We start from the raw sequence: 16,338 nt of genomic DNA, 5'->3' as shown, positions 1-16,338 counted from the left end.
GCCTTGGCTGACGATCTGGACCGGTTGTTTCGCCTTTATCACCGAGACTTGCAGAACATCGCCTATCGCCGTCTGGGCGATCGCGAGTTGGCGGCCGACCTCACCCAGGACACCTTCGTGCGCTACGCCGGCCTCGGCCAGCAACAGCAAACCGACGGCATTCTGAACCCGCGCTTCTTCCTGATCCGGGTGCTCGGCAACCTGATCATCGACCTGGCCCGCGGGCGTAAACGCCAGGGCTCGCCCGTTGAACTCTCGGAGGTGCAGGACGAGTTGCTCGACCCGCGTCCCGGCCCCGAACGGCTGTTCGAGTTGCGCCAGCAATTGCAGTGCCTGCACCTGGCCCTGAGCGAACTGCCGGAGAATTGCCGCACCGCGCTGCTGCTCAACCGCATCGAGGGCCTGAGCCACCAGGCGATTGCCGAACGCCTGGAGGTTTCCCCGAGCATGGTCAGCAAATACATCATGCGTGCGTTGCGGCATTGCGTCCGCAGTCTTGAGCTGCTGGAGGACTGAGCGATGGCCGCGATCCGCGCGAAAGACCTCGACTGTCCCCTGCCCGGCCTGACCGATGAAGCGCTGCAATGGCTGGTGGACCTGCACAGCGGCACGGCCGACGACGGCGATTGGGCAAACTACCAGCGCTGGTGCGAACGCTCCGAGCAGCATCAGGCCGCGTCACTTGCCGCCGAACGGCTGTGGGAACGCCTGGGCAGTGCGCTGCAACGCCCGGCGCCTCGGCGCCGCGCCGGTCCCGTCCTGGGCCTGGTGCTGGCGCTCGGCCTGGCCAGCGGCGCTGCATGGCAGGTGCGCGAAGACGGCTGGCTGGCCGACCAGCGCACCGGCGCGGGCGAGCGCCGCGAGTTGCAGTTGAGCGATGGCTCGCAGCTGCACCTGGCCCCGCAAACCCGTGTCGACATCCAGATCGAAGGCAACCGCCGCACGCTGCGCCTGTACGCCGGCGAGCTGTTCGTGCAGGTTGCGGCCGACGCCTCGCGCCCCTTCGAAGTACAGGCCGCGGACGGCACGCTGCGCGCCCTCGGCACCGGCTTCGACGTACGCCGTGACGGTTCGCGGGTGCGCCTGGTGGTCACCGAACACAGCGTGGGCGTTACCCGCCCGAACGCCGGCGCGCAAACGGTGGTGCAGGCCGGCCAGGCCCTCACCTATGACGCCCATGGCACGTCGAAACCGCTCGAGGTGGATGCTGACAGCCTGACCGCCTGGCGTCGCGACCGGCTGATCTTCGACGGCGAGCCGTTGGGCGAGGTGCTCGACGAACTGTCGCGGTATCACAAAGGGCTGCTGTGGATCCGCGATCCGGCGCTGCGCCAGTTGCCGGTCACCGGCCTGTTCGAAACCCGTGACCTCGACGCGCAACTGGCCTTGCTGCAACAGTCGCTGCCGATCCGCATCCGCAAATTGCCGTGGCTGACGGTGGTGGAGGCGGACGAGCAGCGCAAAACGCGATAACCCGAAAAATTTTTCACCCGGCACTGTCAGGTTTGAAATGTTCAGCGTCTTTCCCATTTGAGAGTGATTTTTAATTAGCTGATTTCAGCGGGGAGAGACATGCAACAATCCTTCAAACGTGCCGCGCTCGGCCTGGCGATGAGTACGGCCTGCGGCCTGGCGTTTGCCGTGAGCACCCAGACACTGGCGGCCGATGCCGCACAAAGCGCGACCCGCGCCTTTGCGATTCCGGCCGGCCCGCTCGGCCAGGCGCTGACGCGCTTCAGCGACCAGAGCGGCCTGCGCCTGATCGTCAACAGCGAATTGCTGGCCGGGCGCAACAGCCCGGGCCTGAACGGCCATTACAGCGTCGCCCAGGGCGTGCAACGCCTGCTCGCCGGCAGCGGCCTGAGCGCGGCGCTGAGCGGTGACACCCTGCTGATCACCGAAGCCACGCAAGAGGGCTCGGCCATGGAACTGGGCGTGACCCGCATCAATTCCGAGCAACTGGGCACCACCACCGAAGGCAGCGGTTCCTACACCACTGGCGCGGTCACCCTGGGCAAGAGCGCGCAGAAGTTGAAGGACATCCCGCAGTCGGTCAGCGTGCTGACGCGCAAGCGCATGGACGACCAGAACATCGTCAACCTCAAGCAGGCGCTGGAAAACACCACCGGCGTGAGCGCAATCAAGTCGCCCGGCTCCGGCCTGTTCATTTTCTCCCGCGGCTTCGACATCGAGAGCATCCAGTACGACGGCGTGCCGGTGCCGCGTAACGTCTATTCGCTGGGCAGCTACATCAGCGAGAACATGTCGATCTACGACCGCATGGAAGTCATGCGCGGTGCCGCCAGCCTGCTGCAGGGCGCCAACAATCCGGGCGGCGCGATCAACATGGTGCGCAAGCGCCCGCAGGCCGAGCCAACCGTGACCCTGACCACCAAGGCCGGGAGCTGGGACCGCTACGGCATGCAGGTCGACGCCGGCAGCGCGCTCAACGATGAAGGGACGGTCCGCGGCCGCGCGGTGGTCGACTACCAGAAGGGCAACTCCTTCACCGACTCGCTGTGGAACTGGGAACAGACCGTCTACGCCGCCCTGGATTTCGACCTCAGCAGCGACACCACGCTGGGCGTCGGCGCGAGCAACAAGAAGACCCACTACCAGCCGTACATGATCGGCCTGCCGCGCAACCGCGATGGCAGCCGACTGGACGTCGGCCGTTCGACGTACATCGGCGCCAACTGGAACCGCGCCAGCAGCGAGCAGACCGCCGTGTACCTCGATCTTGAGCATCGGTTCAACGAGTCCTGGCGCTTCAAGGCCTCGGCCCTGGGCATGTTCGAGTCCAACGAGGCGGTTTACCAGTTCATCACCGGCGCGGTGGGTGCGGCCCCGCTGCCGATCTATGCCGACTACGGCACCGATTTCAGCAACCACAATCTGGGCCTGGACATGTACGTCGATGGCCAGTTCGAGGGGCTGGGCTTCAAGCAGAGCCTGGTGCTGGGGGCCAACTATTCGAAATACACCACCGACGATGGCTACGCCCGCGCCTTCACCCCCGGCGTGGACATCACCAACGTCGACCATGACCGCCCGTACCAGACCTACAACGGCATCGCCGACCGCGCCAACCTGACCACCAGCGAATACGACGTGCGCCAGAAAGGCATCTACGCCAGCTACCGGATCAACCTGCTGGAGCCGCTGACCCTGGTGCTGGGTAGCCGGGCGAGCTGGTATGAAATGAGCTACGACGCGGACAACTATTTCCAGCGCGAGGTCAACGGCGACCCGGTGCATTCCACCGCCCAGAGCACCGGCAAGGTCACCCCGTTCGCCGGCCTGGTGTACGCCCTGAACGAGCAGTGGTCGGCCTATGCCAGCTACGCCGACGTGTTCATTCCGCAGAGCGAGCGTGGCCTCAATCAGGCGCCGCTGAAACCGATCACCGGCACCAACTATGAAATCGGTATCAAGGGCGAGTTGATGGACGGCCGCCTGAACACCTCGCTGGCGGTGTTCCGCTACCTGCATGAAAACCGTGCGGTCGCCGACCTGGACAGTGGTTTCGAGTGCGATGGCTGGTACTGCTCGATGGCCAGCGGCAAGGTGCGCAGCCAGGGGATCGAACTGGAAGTGAACGGCGAGGTGCTGCCGGGCCTGCAACTGTCCAGCGGCTACACCTACAACACCACCCGCTTCATGGACGACCCGGAACTCAAGGGCAAGACGTTCAGCACCTTCACCCCCAAGCACATGCTGCGGGTGTGGGCCGACTACCAGTTGCCGGGTGAGCTGGAGCGCGTCAGCATCGGCGGCGGCGTCAACAGCCAGAGCCGCACCATCGGCTTCGACCGCGCCTATGAAGCCAGCGGCTTCTCCATCTGGAGCGCGCGGGTGGCCTACAAGGTCAGCGATCAGGTCAGCGTGGCGGCCAACCTGAACAACCTGTTCGACAAGGACTACGTGATTCCGTCGTACGGGACGCTGGCCGGCAACAACTACTTCGGCGACCCGCGCAACGTGATGTTCACCCTGACCTACACGCCGACCTTCTGAGGCGCGGCGTCAACACACGGGACGCCCGCCGCCGGGCGCCCCGCTCCCTCGCTACGGCCTGATCGCGATCTTGAGCACGCCGTCGCGCTGATGGGCGAACAGGTCATAGGCCGCGACGATGTCGCCCAGCGGGTAATCGTGGGTCACCAGTGAGCCGAAATCCGCCCGGTTCGACGCGATCACGCTCATCAGCCGGCGCATGCGCTCCTTGCCGCCCGGGCACAGGGCCGTATTGATCCGATGGTCGCCCAGGCCAGCGGCAAAGGCCCCGAGCGGAATCTTCACATCGCTGGAGTACACGCCCAGGCTGGAAAGCGTGCCGCCCGGCTTGAGCACCTTCATGGCCTGCTCGAACGTCGACGGCAGCCCCAGGCATTCGATGGAAGAATCGGCGCCGCGCCCACGGGTCAGCTTCATCACCTCCTCCACCACATCGCACTGGTTGAAGTTCAGCGTGATGTCGGCGCCCATGGTCCGGGAAATGCCCAGGCGATGGTCGTTGCCATCGACCGCGATGATGGTCGACGCGCCCAACAGCCGCGCCCCGGCGGTTGCGCACAGGCCGATCGGCCCCTGCGCGAAGATGACCACGGTGTCGCCGATGCGGATATTGGCGTTCTCCGCACCCTTGAAGCCGGTCGACATGATGTCGGGGCACATCAACACCTGTTCATCGGTCAGGCCATCGGGAATCGGCGCCAGATTGCCCTCGGCATCCGGCACCAGCACGTATTCGGCCTGGGTGCCGTCGATCAGGTTGCCGAAGCGCCAGCCGGCCGTGGCCTTGTAGCCGTGGCATTCGCAAGCGCCGCGGTCCAGTAGGTAACTGCCGTCCTGCGAGGCAACCCCGTCCTGAGCGGCGTAGGAATTGAAGTTGGGGCAGATCGCCCCGGCGATCACCCGCTGGCCTTCCTTGTAGCCCTTGACCGCGCTGCCGAGTTTCTCGATCACCCCCACCGGCTCATGACCGACGGTCAGACCCCGGGCGATCGGGTACTCGCCCTTGAGAATATGCACATCGGTGCCGCAGATGGTCGTCGTGGTGATGCGAATCAGCGCATCGGTGGGGCCAACGTCCGGGATCGGCTTATCCGCCAGTTCGATTCGCCCGGGCGCTACGAAAACGGCTGCTCTCATCGTGGCCATCTCTCATCCTCCTGACTGCTGAAATGTGCTGAGCCATCAAGCAAAGCCCAGCCAGCGCCGTCTGGCAAACATCAGGGGGAATGTTGTTGGCTATTGATCGCGTTCAGAACAGCCGTTTGAACTTCCGAGCGCCGGTTATTGGCCCGCCTGCCGATTAACGATTACTCTCTCGAAGCACTCACTCGAACGACCCGAACATGACCAGCCCAGAGTTTTCGCAAGACATCAATGCCGTTCAAGCTATCGAAGCGGTGCCGGTCATCCTGAGCATGGTCAAGCACTACACCGGGATGCGCTTCGCCGCCGTGGCCCGGGTGACCGAAAAGAACTGGGTGACCTGCGCCGTCGATGATTCCATCGAGTTCGGCTTGAAGCCAGGTGACGAACTGGTGCTTGAATCAACCATCTGCCACGAAATCCGCCAGCACCGAAAGCCGGTGATCTTTGGCCATGCCAGCCAGCACCCGGTTTTTTCCCTGCACCACACCCCCAAAACCTACGGACTCGAGAGCTACATCTCGATTCCCATCGTCAAGGCCAATGGCGACTTCTTCGGCACCCTGTGCGCCATCGACTCGGTACCCGCCCACCTTGATGAACCGTCAATAGCCCAGACGCTGACCCTCTTCGCCCAATTGATCGCGATGAGCCTCGACACTCACGACACCCTTCACACCACTCAGGCCGCATTGGCGAGCGCCCATGAACAAGGCCGGCTGCGAGAGCAGTTCGTCGCGGTGCTCGGTCACGACTTGCGCACCCCGCTCAGTGCCGTCCGGATGAGCGCCGACCTGCTGGAAACCAAGACCACCGATAAACGATCACTCAAACTGGTGTCGGCGATCCGCAACAGCGCCCTGCGCATGGGCGTGCTGATCGAAAACGTGCTGGACCTGGCGCGCGGCCGGATGGGCGGCGGGATTCCGATCAAGCGGCAACTGGTCGATGACCTCGGCCACACGCTTGGCCTGACCCTGGCTGAGCATCAAAGCTCACACCCGAACGTCACCTTCCTGCCTGCGCTGGACCTGCCGAGCGGCGTCTATTGCGACCCGGTGCGGATCAGCCAGGTGCTCTCGAACCTGTTGGGCAATGCCGTGACTCACGGCTCGACCACCACGCCGGTCACCGTCCAGGCCCACGCGCTGAACGATGAAATCGTCATCTCCGTGACCAACCAGGGCCCCCCCATCCCCGCGCAACTGATGCCGTTGCTGTTTGAACCCTTTACCCGCTCGGAGGCAGGGCAACACGGTGAAGGCCTGGGCTTGGGGCTGTATATCGCCTCGCAGATTGTGACGGCCCACAACGGCACCCTGAACGTTGTCTCCACGCCCGAAGCGGGCACCTGTTTCGTCGCGAGATTCCCCGCGAAGCTGCAATGGACCTGACCTGAAACAGGGCGGTCAACCACGACCGCCGCCTGTTTGGCGCCGAGCGTTACCCCACTAATGAATCATCTTCATAAGTGCTTGCCGATTTATCCATCTAGTCCCCATCCCCCTCCTCGCTTAGACCCACGCCCACCCCAACTCGACCTTTAAGTACACCACCAGCAGCCTGCTCGACCTGATGCGCTTCGATGCCACCGACCAGATCGAACTGATCGACCAGCCCTTGCTGATGATTGCCGGCAGCAAGGCGGACAGCCTGTACATGACCAGGGACGCATTCGCCAAAGCGACCGGCACCCAGGACAAGGAACTGTTCATGATCGACGGCGCGACCCATATCGAAACCTACTGGGTGCCGCGCTATGTGGACGCGGCGATGGGCAAGTTGACGGCGTTCTACGCTAAAACCCTGTCTGATCCGCGTTGAGCGCACTTCAGCTTCGCCATGCGGGACCGGGCTGCATCGGATAATCTCGGGCGTCTCATGAGAGGTTTTCACCCATGTACCGTCCCAACCTCAACGACCTGCAAGCCTTCGTGGTGATTACCCGCGAGGGCAGCTTCACCCGCGCGGCGGCGCAGCTCGGGGTTTCGCAGTCGGCCCTGAGCCACACCCTTCGCGCCCTCGAAGCGCGGCTCGGGGTGCGGCTGCTGACCCGCACCACCCGCAGCGTCTCGACCACCGAAGCCGGCCAGCGCCTGTACCTGTCCATGGCACCGTTGTTCGCGGAGATCGATCAGGAACTGGCGGTCGTCAGCGAGTACCGCGACACCCCGGCCGGCACCGTGCGCATTTCAGCGTCCGAACATGCGGCGAACAACATCCTCTGGCCCGCGCTGCTCAAGGTGCTTCCCGACTACCCGGACATCCATGTCGAAATCACCGTCGACTATGCCCTCACCGACATCGTCGCGCAGCGCTATGACGCCGGGGTCCGGCTGGGCGAACAGGTCGCCAGGGACATGATTGCCGTGCCGATCGGCCCGTCGCTGCGCATGGCGGTGGTGGGCTCGCCGAAGTACTTCGAAAACCGCCCGGTACCGTTGGTGCCGGGCGATCTTGCCGGCCACAACTGCATCAATCTGCGCCTGCCCACTCACGGCAGCCTGTTGCAATGGGACTTCGAGCAAGACGGCCGCGAGCTGAAAGTCCGCGTCGAAGGCCAATGGACGTTCAACAGCAGCCTGCCGATCCTGCGCGGCGCGATAGCCGGGTGCGGGCTGGGTTTCCTGCCGGAGGACATGGTGACGAAGGAAGTGGCCGATGGATCGCTGATACGGGTGCTCGATGACTGGTGCCAGCCGTTCGCCGGCTACCACCTCTATTACCCGAACCGCCGCGAGCATTCCTCGGCGTTCCGGGTGGTGGTGGATGCACTGCGTTACAGCCGCTGAATCGCCAGGGCCTGCGGGTTCGCGACGTTCTTCGGCTGACCCTCGAAGAACGCCCGCACATTGTCGAAGGCGTCACCGAAGTACAGCGCGTAACCATTTTTCTCCACGTAACCCAGGTGCGGCGTGCACAGCGCACGCGGGTGGCGCAGCAGTGGATGGCTCGGGTCGAGCACCGGTTCTTCCTCATACACATCCACGACGGCAAAGCCCGGCCGCCCGGCATCGAGCGCCTGCAGCAAGGCGCCGGGGGCGATCAGTTCGGCGCGGCTGATGTTCACCAGCAAGGCGTCGGCCTTCATCTTCGACAGGTCGTCGAGGGTCACAATATGGCGCGTACGCTCGGACAGGCGCAGGTTGAGGCTGATGATGTCCGACTCGGCGAAGAACGCCTCGCGCGACGCCGCAGCACGATGTCCATCGGCTTCGGCAGCGGCGCGGCTGCTCTCACTGCCCCACACCAGCACCGGCAGGTCGAACGCCTGGGCATAGCGCGCCAGCCGCTGGCCGATCTTGCCGTAACCCCAGATGCCGAGAACCTGCCCCGCCACCGCCTGGCCCAGATTGACCTGCCATTGACCGCGCCTGAACCCCTCGATGGCCGGCACAAGCTGACGCCGCGCATTGAGGATCAGCGCCCACGCCAGCTCCGCCGGCGCCACCGGCGAGCCGCGCCCTTCGGTCACGACGATGCCACGCGCGGTGCAGGCGTCCAGGTCGAGATGACCGGCAACCTTGCCGGTCTGGCTGATCAAGCGCAGTTTCGGCAGCCGGTCCAGCAACGCGGCATCGATACGGGTGCGCTCGCGGGTGAGCACCAGCGCGTCCGCCTCGGCGAAGCGTGCGGCCAGTTCGTCCAGCGAGGCCGGTTGTCGCTCATGAAAGACCGTGACCTCATGCCCGGCCAGCAGGCTGTAGCAGTCGAGCGTGCGGATCACGTTCTGGTAGTCGTCGGGGATGACAATGCGCATGGTGATGGGAGCCTGCCGGTTGTGTGGGGTTAGACGATAGCTGAATGCAGGAAGTTAACGAGAGGTGATGGCTAGACTCAATGGCACAATCCTTGGTACTGATTTAGCCAACACCGTCGACGGTGAAGTAAAGGAGATCGCGACATGACCCAACGGCTGCTGAAACTGCGTCTGACGCCGGGGCCTGTGCTGGCGGAGAAACGCTCATGAGCTTCGCGGATGTGCTGTATCGCGGGCCGGTTGACCTCACGCTGACCTACGGCGAGCCCGGCGGCCTTGGCCGGGAAGCCCAGCGCCTGGGTGCCGATCTGGTGCTGAGCCGCCGCACCAAGGATCGCCCGCTCGCCGTGCTGTTGCCCAAAGCGCTGTACCTCGATGTGCTCAAGGGCCCCAGCCGCGCTCGCCTGACCCTGCCGGACGGACGAGTGTTCGCCGGGCGTGTGACCGAGCGCACCGGCAATGGCGAATATTTCGAGCTGGTCGAGGACGGTGAGTGCGTGCAGAGCACCGATTGAGTCAAGCGCTGGCCTCGCACAGCGCGCGAATCTTGCGCCGCAGCCACTGGTGCGCGGGGTCGTTCTGAAAGCGCGGGTGCCACGCCTGGGTGAACAACACGGTTTCCAGCGGCATCGGCAGGTCAAACAGGCGGATACGCAAGCCAGCCGCCAGCGCGCTGCGGGCCAGATGGTCGGACAATGGCAGCAGCAAGTCGGAATCCTGCAAGGCGAAAAAGGCAGTAAACGGCGTGGACACCACCAGCGCCACATGCCGCCGCAACCCTTGAGCCTCCAGCGCAGTATCGATCGGGCCAACCGTCTTGCCGCGCCGGGAGACGCCGATATGATCCCAGCGCGTGAGCCGTTCAGCCGTGATGTCGTCATCGAAAATCGGATGGTTCTCGCGGGCGATGCCAACGAAGGTCGTGGTGAACAACGACTGCACGCGGATTTCCGGGCCGAGCTTGCGCGACCCACTGATAAACAGATCGATGCGGCCACTGCGCAGTGCCTCGTCGTCCACGTCATCTTCCTCGGGTGAGAAGCGCAGCATGGCGCGCGGCATCTCGGCCGCTATCGCCTCCAGCAGCCGGCCCGAATGAAGGCCGACGAAGACATCATTGGCACGCACATTGAAACGCCGCTCCAGCGTTTTCAGGTCGACATCGGCGGTGGGCTTGAACACCTGCGTGGCCTGTTCGACCGCCGCGCGCACCTGCTCGCGCAACGCCAGCGCCCGCGGCGTCGGCACCAGCTTGCGCCCCGCCTGCACGAACACCGGATCGCCCAGGGTCTCGCGGATACGACCGAGGGTGCGGCTCATCGCCGGCGGGCTCAGGTTCATGCGCCGGGCCGCGCCGACCACGCTGCCCTCCTCCAGCAGGATGTCCAGCGCGAGCAGCAGGTTCAGGTCAGGGTGCTCCATCGCGGGCCTCATCTCAGTTGCGTTAAACGGAATGTCAGGCCAATACCAATGCACCAAACGGCATGCAAATACCAGTGCGGCGTGCGCACGGATGAAGTGCACGAGAAAGCATTTACGGCTCATTGGCGCGAGATGAGGATGACTCCTCACCCATGCCGCACCCTTCCGTTCTGGAGCTGATCGTGTCCGACCTCACCTTGTCAGTGCATGCCGCCGACACCTATCCCGTCATTCGCTTCCTTGCGCAAGCAGCCGTGCCCGGCTACGCAGCCCAATGGCTGGAGGACATGGGCAAACTGCTTGCCGCCGGCGCGCCATTCGCCGTGATCTACCCGGAAGGCTCACACCAGGAAAGCCATGAGGACCGCAAGGTCAGGGGGCTGTGGCTCAAGCAAAACCGCAATGAATTGGCGGCGCTGTGCAGGGTGCTGGTCAGCGTTGAGCCGGATGCGCAGAAGCGTGAAGACGCCCAGGCGCAATTGGCTGGGCTCAGCAAGGCTTTTGGTGTGCTGCAGGTGGTAGCTGCAACGGAGGTGGAGGCGTTGGAGTTGGCTCGGTCTTATGTGGCGGGTGAAAAGGATTGATACGACCTGGCTGTACCTAACAAACCCACAAGAAAGTCGTGGCGCAAAATCGAGCGCTGACCACAACTGCTTCGGCCTAACGACAACAGCTCACTCATACGCCAGGCACATCAGCGCTACCGCCGCCGTGATACGCGTCTCGTCGATATGAGCCGCGGTACCGGGGTCCACACTTCCCACCGCCAGTACCAGAAACTGTCTTGCCACTCTCACCGGGTCCTCACAGCGAGCGCATTGCCAGAGTGCTTTTTCGACGTACACCTGGTACTGGCGATAACGCTGCCGCCAGCGCTTCGGGGGTATCTTTGAACTCCACTTACTGCAATCACACTCAACATTGCGGTTTCTCTCGATGGGCTGGGCATTCAAGCGGGCTGTGCGCTCAAGGCTCGGGGGCTATCGGGTTTGATCCTGAACCAGATGGCGTACATGGCTGGCAGAAACACCAGCGTCAACACGGTGCCTGCGAGGGTGCCGCCAATCAGGGTGTACGCGAGCGTTCCCCAGAACACCGAATGAGTCAGCGGAATAAACGCCAGGACCGCCGCGAGCGCAGTCAGGATCACCGGGCGCGCTCGCTGAACAGTGGCTTCGACCACCGCCTGGAACGGCGCCAAACCTGCCTGCTGGTTATGGTGGATTTGTCCGATCAAGATCAGCGTGTTGCGCATCAAGATGCCCGACAACGCGATCAGCCCGACCAGTGCGTTAATGCCAAACGGCTGCTGGAACAACAGCAACGTGGGCACCACACCAATCAAGCCGAGTGGGCTGGTGAGAAAAACCATGACCATCGACGAGATTGAGCGCACCTGCAGAATCAGGATCACCAGGGTGAGCGCGAGCATGATCGGAAACAGCGGCAGCATCGCCACCATCGCTTTGCCGGACTCCTCAATGGCGCCCGCCTCCTGAATGCGATAGCCACTCGGTAGCTGTTTTACGAGGGGTTGCAGTTGCTGAGTGATGGCCCCGGATACATCCGGCGGCTGCAGACCTTCAGCGATGTCACCGCGAACGGTGATGGTTGGCACACGGTCGCGCCTGCGTAACACCGGCTCCTCCATGCGCACTTCTACCTCGCCCACCTGCGACAGCGGAATACGCTCGCCGTTGGCGCCCGCCAGGGTGAAATCCATAATCCTGGCAGGATCAAAGCGGATAGCTCCGGCGGCGCGGGCCATGACCTGCACCGTACGAATGTCCTCGCGCACGGCCGTGATGGGGACGCCACTCAAGAGGAACTGCAGTTGTTGTGCGACGGCACTGGAGCTCAAGCCCACAGCCTGCAACCGATCCTGCTGCAAGGTGAAATGCAGTGTTGGCGTACGCGAGCCCCAGTCGGTGTTGACCGTGCGCATCAGTGGGCTGGTATCCAGCACTTGCTGCACCTGGCCAGCAATGCGGCGCAGGGTGTCCGGGTCTGGACCGCTCACGCGATAGGCCACCGGAAAGGGCGAGTATGGGCCGAACACCAATTGGGTCACCCGCACACGCGCCTCACCCGCCAACCCCTCGGATATGGCCTGACGGAGCCGGTGCTTGAGTGTCTCTCTCTCAGTCTCGTTGCCGGTGCGAACCACTATCTTGGCGAACGAGGGGTCCGGCAGTTCCGGGCTCATTGCCATGTAAAAACGCGGGGCCCCTTGGCCAATGTAAGTGGTAACAATCCTGGCCTCGTCCTGTTTTGCCAGCCACGCTTCCACCTGTCCTGCCGCGGCACTGGTTTGTGCAATCGAGGTTCCATATGGCATCTGCACTTCCACCAATACCTCAGGGCGATCCGAGATGGGGAAGAACTGTTTCTTCACCAACCCCATCCCCACGATGGCCGCTACAAACAGGCCAATCACGGCGCCGGCCACCAGCCATTTGTGCGCGATGACACGCGTCAGTAACTGGCGGAAACGGTTGTAGCGCGGGGTGTCGTAAAGCGTGTTGTGGCCACCTTGCACTTGCTTGATGTCGGGCAGCAACTTGACGCCGAAATACGGCGTAAATACTACGGCAACCAACCAGGAAGCGATCAGGGCAATGCCAACAATCCAGAACATATTGCTGGTGTATTCGCCGGCCGTGGAGCGGGCAAAACCATTGGGCATAAAACCGACCGCCGTGACCAGCGTACCCGACAGCATCGGCGCGGCCGTATGGCTCCAGGCGTAGGCCGACGCGGCGATACGGCTGTAGCCCTCTTCCATTTTCACCACCATCATCTCGATGGCGATAATCGCGTCATCCACCAACAGGCCCAGCGCCAGGATCAGCGAACCCAAGGTGATACGGTCGAAGTTTTTCCCGCTCGCGGCCATCACCACAAACACAATCGCCAAGGTCAGCGGCACCGCGGCTGCAACCACCACGCCGACTCGCCAACCCATGCTGAGAAAACTCACCAGCATGACCACCAGTAGCGCGACGAAGAACTTGACCATGAACTCGTCTACCGCCGAACTGATGTTGACCGCCTGATCGGTCACTTTGGTCAGGCTCATGCCCAGGGGCAGTTCGGCATTGATTGCACCGACCTCGCCGTCCAAGGCCCTCCCCAGGTCCAGCCCGTTCCAGCCATCGCGCATAACGATGCCCAGCAACAGCGCCGGTTCGCCACCGTTGCGGATCAAGAAAGTCGCCGGGTCTTCATAGCCACGGCTGACCGTGGCGACATCCGACAGTTTTAGCGTGCGCCCCTGCGCCACGATGGGGGTTTCTCGGATCTTTTCTAACTGGTCGAACGCGCCATCCAGGCGAAGAAACACCTGTGAGCCTCTGGTCTCCACCGAGCCTGCCGGCGTCAGCGCGTTTTGCCCGTTGAGCGCAGCGAACACCTCTTGCGGGCCGATGCCCAGGGTAGCCAGGCGTTCATGGGAAAACTCCACATAAATGCGCTCGGGTTGTTCGCCTACGATGTTGACCTTTTTTACCCCGGGCACATGCAGCAGGCGTTGTCGTAAGGTCTCTGCATCGCGCACCAGTGCGCGCTGCGGCTCACCTTTGGCTTTGAGCGCGAACAAGGCAAAGGTGACATCCGAATACTCGTCGTTGACCATCGGCCCGATCACACCGGCCGGCAGTTCCTTCGCTTCATCGGCCACTTTTTTGCGCGCCTGGTAAAACTCCTCCAGCACTTGCGAAGGCGGCGTGGTGTCGAGCAGCGATAACGTCGTGAAGGCCAGACCAGGCCGCGTGTAGGTTTCGCTGCGGTCGTACCAGCGCAACTCTTGTAGGCGCTTCTCGATTTTCTCCGCGACCTGGTCCTGCATTTCTTGAGGGGTTGCACCAGGCCAGGCGGTGACAATGGTCATCACCTTGACGGTGAACGCCGGGTCTTCGGCACGCCCCAATTTGAAGAAGGCAATTAGCCCGGCCAGCGAAATCAGCAAGACCATAAACAGCGTGACCGAATGTTCGCGAACCGCCAGCGCCGACAGGTTGAAACGGCCGTCGCTCATGGGCGAGCTCCCGCAACGGCTGCAACATCACGTTGAGCGGGGACACGAACCTCCTGGCCCTCACGCAGCAGGTGCGCACCCAGCGCGACGACAACCTCGCCCGCTTTCAGCGGGCCACTCACGCTCGCACCGCTTTCATCCAGGTGCTGCACCACCACCGCTTGCCACCGCACACGGGCGGGTTCGCCGCTTACCACCCAAACCCCCGGCCCGTTGCCCGCGTCGTACAGGGCACCTATGGGGACGTACTGACTGCCCTCTGGCACCCGCGAAAGCGGGTCCGCGATCCGCAAGGTGATGGTGCTGCCCAGGGGCGCCTTCGCCAGCTCCCCTTCCAGCACATAGCGCGCTTCGAACGTGCGGGTTTGCCGGTCGGCCACATCCGAGAGCTGCCGCAACTGAGTGGCCGCGCCAGCGCCCTGTGTACCAAACAGCGTGGCCTGGGCCGCAGACCCGAGTGCCGGCCGCAGGGTTTCTGGCAGTTGGATAACCGCTTCACGCGGCCCGGCATGCGCCACTCGCACCACCACTTGCCCGGCGTTAACCACCTGACCCGGCTCCACTAGCGTGTCCATCACCACGCCATCGGCATCCGCCAGCAACTCGGCATAAGTGGTGGCATTTATCGCGACTTCCGCTTGCGCCTGAGCGGCGCTGAGCTGGGCCTTGGCTGAGTCGGCGTCGGCCTTGTACTGGTCGTAGGTCGATGCAGATACCGCCCCGGTTCCCCGCAGCCGGCGATAGCGCGCTTCATCGTCTGCCGTTTGCAGCGCCCGCGCTCGCACCGCCGCCACTGCTTGGCGTTGTGCATTGGCGGCCAGTTTTAGATCGACAGGATCGAGGCGCATCAGGGGTTGCCCGCGCTTGACGGTTTGACCGGTGTCCACCAAGCGCTCAAGCACCTTGCCCGCTACGCGAAACCCCAAGTCACTTTCGACGCGCGCCGCCACCGTTCCTGTAAACGCACGCCCCACCACCAGCCCCGGCTGAACGGTGACAACCCGTACCAGCGGCGCAGCGGTGCGGGGATCGGCTGGCGTGGGTTCGCCGCAGGCAACCAGCGCAAAGGGAGTTACGCAGATAAAGGCAGGTAAAACGAAGCAGCGCAGGAGCATAAGAAGCCCATCACAAAAGGATCAGGGCTCACACTTTGAGTCTAGTGACCAATTTAGTCAATGGTCACAAAAGTGATTTTGTTAAGGCGAAAGGCTGCGTAACACCAACCCGCTGAGGTGCGTCGGCGCGTCATCGATATAGTCGAAGCCGTGCTGCAAGAGCAGCGGATTGAGGAACGGGCGCATAACCAGGTAGATCGCCATCACGGTTTCATCCAGCGGCGTTTTGCGCTCGAAGTCACCGTTTTGTCGCCCGGCTTGCAGGATGGCTTTGATCAACTCACGGATACGCTCTTCATACGCCAGCGTCGCCTGCCAGCGCTCGGTGGCTGCTGAAGAGGCAATTTCGTAAAGCTTGCGATCATCGGAGAACAAGCGAAGGCTGGCGATAACAATGGCCTTGAACAGACGACGCAGCTGCTCTGGCGGTTGATCGACCGCAGCAACAGCCGCCCTGACCTCAGCCTCGATCTGGCTCAGGCAGTTGGCGCAGATCATTTCGCCGATAGCCTGCTTGGACTCAAAGAATTTATAGATATAGGCCTTGGAAAAACCAATGGCCTTGGCCAAGTCCGAGACGGTGGTTTTCTCGTAGCCGTACAGGCTGAAATGCTCGGTAGCGGCGGCCACGATCTGGTCACGCACTTCATGATCGGCAGGGCCGCGAGCGGGAGTAGCGGGGGTCGGTGATTTATTCATGTTGGCAGCTTACTGCCAGTCGGCATTAGGGACAACGTGTGACCAAAATCATTTCAAGTCACGAGAATGCTCGCTAATGGCTGCTAGCTGCCCTTCGCCAGGGGCAGCTTTGGGTCGATATCGGTCAACCGCGAACGACCGCTCTC

Annotated in this window: 13 protein-coding genes and 1 pseudogene; 8 read left to right on the top strand and 6 right to left on the bottom strand. The window is 63.0% G+C overall.

Annotation, left to right across the window (positions count from 1 at the left end; all coding sequences use genetic code 11):
• The first annotated feature begins 3 nt into the window (after positions 1 to 3).
• The 3 genes from NTD88_RS10915 (at position 4) to NTD88_RS10905 (ending at position 4,017) form a co-directional block, all read left to right on the top strand.
• Positions 4 to 516, top strand: a complete 513-nt coding sequence (locus tag NTD88_RS10915; RefSeq protein WP_095155282.1) for an RNA polymerase sigma factor — start codon at positions 4 to 6, stop codon at positions 514 to 516.
• Between the two features lie 3 nt (positions 517 to 519).
• Complete coding sequence (locus NTD88_RS10910; protein WP_262155174.1) at positions 520 to 1,473, top strand: FecR family protein; 954 nt, start codon at positions 520 to 522, stop codon at positions 1,471 to 1,473.
• 99 nt (positions 1,474 to 1,572) lie between these two features.
• Complete coding sequence (locus NTD88_RS10905; RefSeq protein WP_262155175.1) at positions 1,573 to 4,017, top strand: TonB-dependent siderophore receptor; 2,445 nt, start codon at positions 1,573 to 1,575, stop codon at positions 4,015 to 4,017.
• Between the two features lie 51 nt (positions 4,018 to 4,068).
• Here the strand turns inward: NTD88_RS10905 and NTD88_RS10900 are convergent, their stop codons facing one another.
• Entirely contained in the window at positions 4,069 to 5,163 is a 1,095-nt protein-coding gene (locus NTD88_RS10900; RefSeq protein WP_262155176.1) for an NAD(P)-dependent alcohol dehydrogenase, read from the bottom strand.
• Positions 5,164 to 5,360: 197 nt separating this feature from the next.
• Between NTD88_RS10900 and NTD88_RS10895 the strand changes: the two genes are divergently transcribed.
• The 3 genes and pseudogenes from NTD88_RS10895 (at position 5,361) to NTD88_RS10885 (ending at position 7,952) form a co-directional block, all read left to right on the top strand.
• On the top strand, positions 5,361 to 6,554 hold the full coding sequence (locus NTD88_RS10895; protein ID WP_262155177.1) for a GAF domain-containing sensor histidine kinase: 1,194 nt from the start codon (positions 5,361 to 5,363) through the stop codon (positions 6,552 to 6,554).
• Positions 6,555 to 6,678: 124 nt separating this feature from the next.
• A pseudogene (locus tag NTD88_RS10890) lies at positions 6,679 to 6,984 on the top strand (alpha/beta hydrolase); the annotation flags it as partial.
• A 74-nt stretch (positions 6,985 to 7,058) separates the two neighbouring features.
• On the top strand, positions 7,059 to 7,952 hold the full coding sequence (locus tag NTD88_RS10885; protein ID WP_262155178.1) for a LysR family transcriptional regulator: 894 nt from the start codon (positions 7,059 to 7,061) through the stop codon (positions 7,950 to 7,952).
• On the opposite strand, the gene NTD88_RS10880 is transcribed toward NTD88_RS10885, so the two are convergent.
• Positions 7,940 to 8,920 carry a D-2-hydroxyacid dehydrogenase family protein gene (locus NTD88_RS10880; RefSeq protein ID WP_262155179.1) on the bottom strand — a complete coding sequence of 327 codons (981 nt, stop codon included), beginning with the start codon at positions 8,918 to 8,920 and terminating at the stop codon, positions 7,940 to 7,942. The two genes, NTD88_RS10885 and NTD88_RS10880, sit on opposite strands and share 13 nt — an antisense overlap.
• Before the next feature lie 206 nt (positions 8,921 to 9,126).
• On the opposite strand from NTD88_RS10880, the gene NTD88_RS10875 reads away from it, so the two are divergent.
• Positions 9,127 to 9,435 (top strand): hypothetical protein, encoded by a 309-nt coding sequence (locus NTD88_RS10875; protein WP_095155291.1) that lies wholly within the window; start codon positions 9,127 to 9,129, stop codon positions 9,433 to 9,435.
• Between the two features lies 1 nt (position 9,436).
• Here the strand turns inward: NTD88_RS10875 and NTD88_RS10870 are convergent, their stop codons facing one another.
• Positions 9,437 to 10,342 carry a LysR family transcriptional regulator gene (locus tag NTD88_RS10870; RefSeq protein WP_095155292.1) on the bottom strand — a complete coding sequence of 302 codons (906 nt, stop codon included), beginning with the start codon at positions 10,340 to 10,342 and terminating at the stop codon, positions 9,437 to 9,439.
• 182 nt (positions 10,343 to 10,524) lie between these two features.
• Between NTD88_RS10870 and NTD88_RS10865 the strand changes: the two genes are divergently transcribed.
• Entirely contained in the window at positions 10,525 to 10,926 is a 402-nt protein-coding gene (locus NTD88_RS10865) for a hypothetical protein (protein ID WP_262155180.1), read from the top strand.
• 365 nt (positions 10,927 to 11,291) lie between these two features.
• On the opposite strand, the gene NTD88_RS10860 is transcribed toward NTD88_RS10865, so the two are convergent.
• The 3 genes from NTD88_RS10860 to NTD88_RS10850 all read right to left on the bottom strand — a co-directional run bounded on the left by NTD88_RS10860 (position 11,292) and on the right by NTD88_RS10850 (position 16,192).
• Positions 11,292 to 14,378 (bottom strand): efflux RND transporter permease subunit, encoded by a 3,087-nt coding sequence (locus tag NTD88_RS10860; RefSeq protein ID WP_262155181.1) that lies wholly within the window; start codon positions 14,376 to 14,378, stop codon positions 11,292 to 11,294.
• A complete protein-coding gene (locus tag NTD88_RS10855; protein ID WP_262155182.1) occupies positions 14,375 to 15,493 on the bottom strand; it encodes an efflux RND transporter periplasmic adaptor subunit in 1,119 nt (372 codons plus the stop codon). Before NTD88_RS10855 ends, NTD88_RS10860 begins: the two co-directional genes overlap by 4 nt.
• Before the next feature lie 81 nt (positions 15,494 to 15,574).
• Positions 15,575 to 16,192: a TetR/AcrR family transcriptional regulator gene (locus tag NTD88_RS10850; RefSeq protein ID WP_262155183.1), complete on the bottom strand. Its 618-nt coding sequence runs from the start codon at positions 16,190 to 16,192 to the stop codon at positions 15,575 to 15,577.
• Positions 16,193 to 16,338 lie beyond the last annotated feature (146 nt).

The sequence above is a fragment of the Pseudomonas sp. 20P_3.2_Bac5 genome (assembly GCF_025466035.1).
GTDB lineage: Bacteria > Pseudomonadota > Gammaproteobacteria > Pseudomonadales > Pseudomonadaceae > Aquipseudomonas.
Note: the sequence above shows the minus strand (reverse complement) of the source record. Positions and strands in the feature narration are given on the sequence as shown.

Excerpts from the sequence above, each read along its gene's own strand:
- NTD88_RS10910 (WP_262155174.1), top strand. The coding sequence starts at position 520 with ATGGCCGCGATCCGCGCGAAAGACCTCGACTGTCCCCTGCCCGGCCTG.
- NTD88_RS10905 (WP_262155175.1), top strand. The coding sequence starts at position 1,573 with ATGCAACAATCCTTCAAACGTGCCGCGCTCGGCCTGGCGATGAGTACG.
- NTD88_RS10900 (WP_262155176.1), bottom strand. The coding sequence starts at position 5,163 with ATGGCCACGATGAGAGCAGCCGTTTTCGTAGCGCCCGGGCGAATCGAA.
- NTD88_RS10895 (WP_262155177.1), top strand. The coding sequence starts at position 5,361 with ATGACCAGCCCAGAGTTTTCGCAAGACATCAATGCCGTTCAAGCTATC.
- NTD88_RS10885 (WP_262155178.1), top strand. The coding sequence starts at position 7,059 with ATGTACCGTCCCAACCTCAACGACCTGCAAGCCTTCGTGGTGATTACC.
- NTD88_RS10880 (WP_262155179.1), bottom strand. The coding sequence starts at position 8,920 with ATGCGCATTGTCATCCCCGACGACTACCAGAACGTGATCCGCACGCTC.
- NTD88_RS10875 (WP_095155291.1), top strand. The coding sequence starts at position 9,127 with ATGAGCTTCGCGGATGTGCTGTATCGCGGGCCGGTTGACCTCACGCTG.
- NTD88_RS10870 (WP_095155292.1), bottom strand. The coding sequence starts at position 10,342 with ATGGAGCACCCTGACCTGAACCTGCTGCTCGCGCTGGACATCCTGCTG.
- NTD88_RS10860 (WP_262155181.1), bottom strand. The coding sequence starts at position 14,378 with ATGAGCGACGGCCGTTTCAACCTGTCGGCGCTGGCGGTTCGCGAACAT.
- NTD88_RS10855 (WP_262155182.1), bottom strand. The coding sequence starts at position 15,493 with ATGCTCCTGCGCTGCTTCGTTTTACCTGCCTTTATCTGCGTAACTCCC.
- NTD88_RS10850 (WP_262155183.1), bottom strand. The coding sequence starts at position 16,192 with ATGAATAAATCACCGACCCCCGCTACTCCCGCTCGCGGCCCTGCCGAT.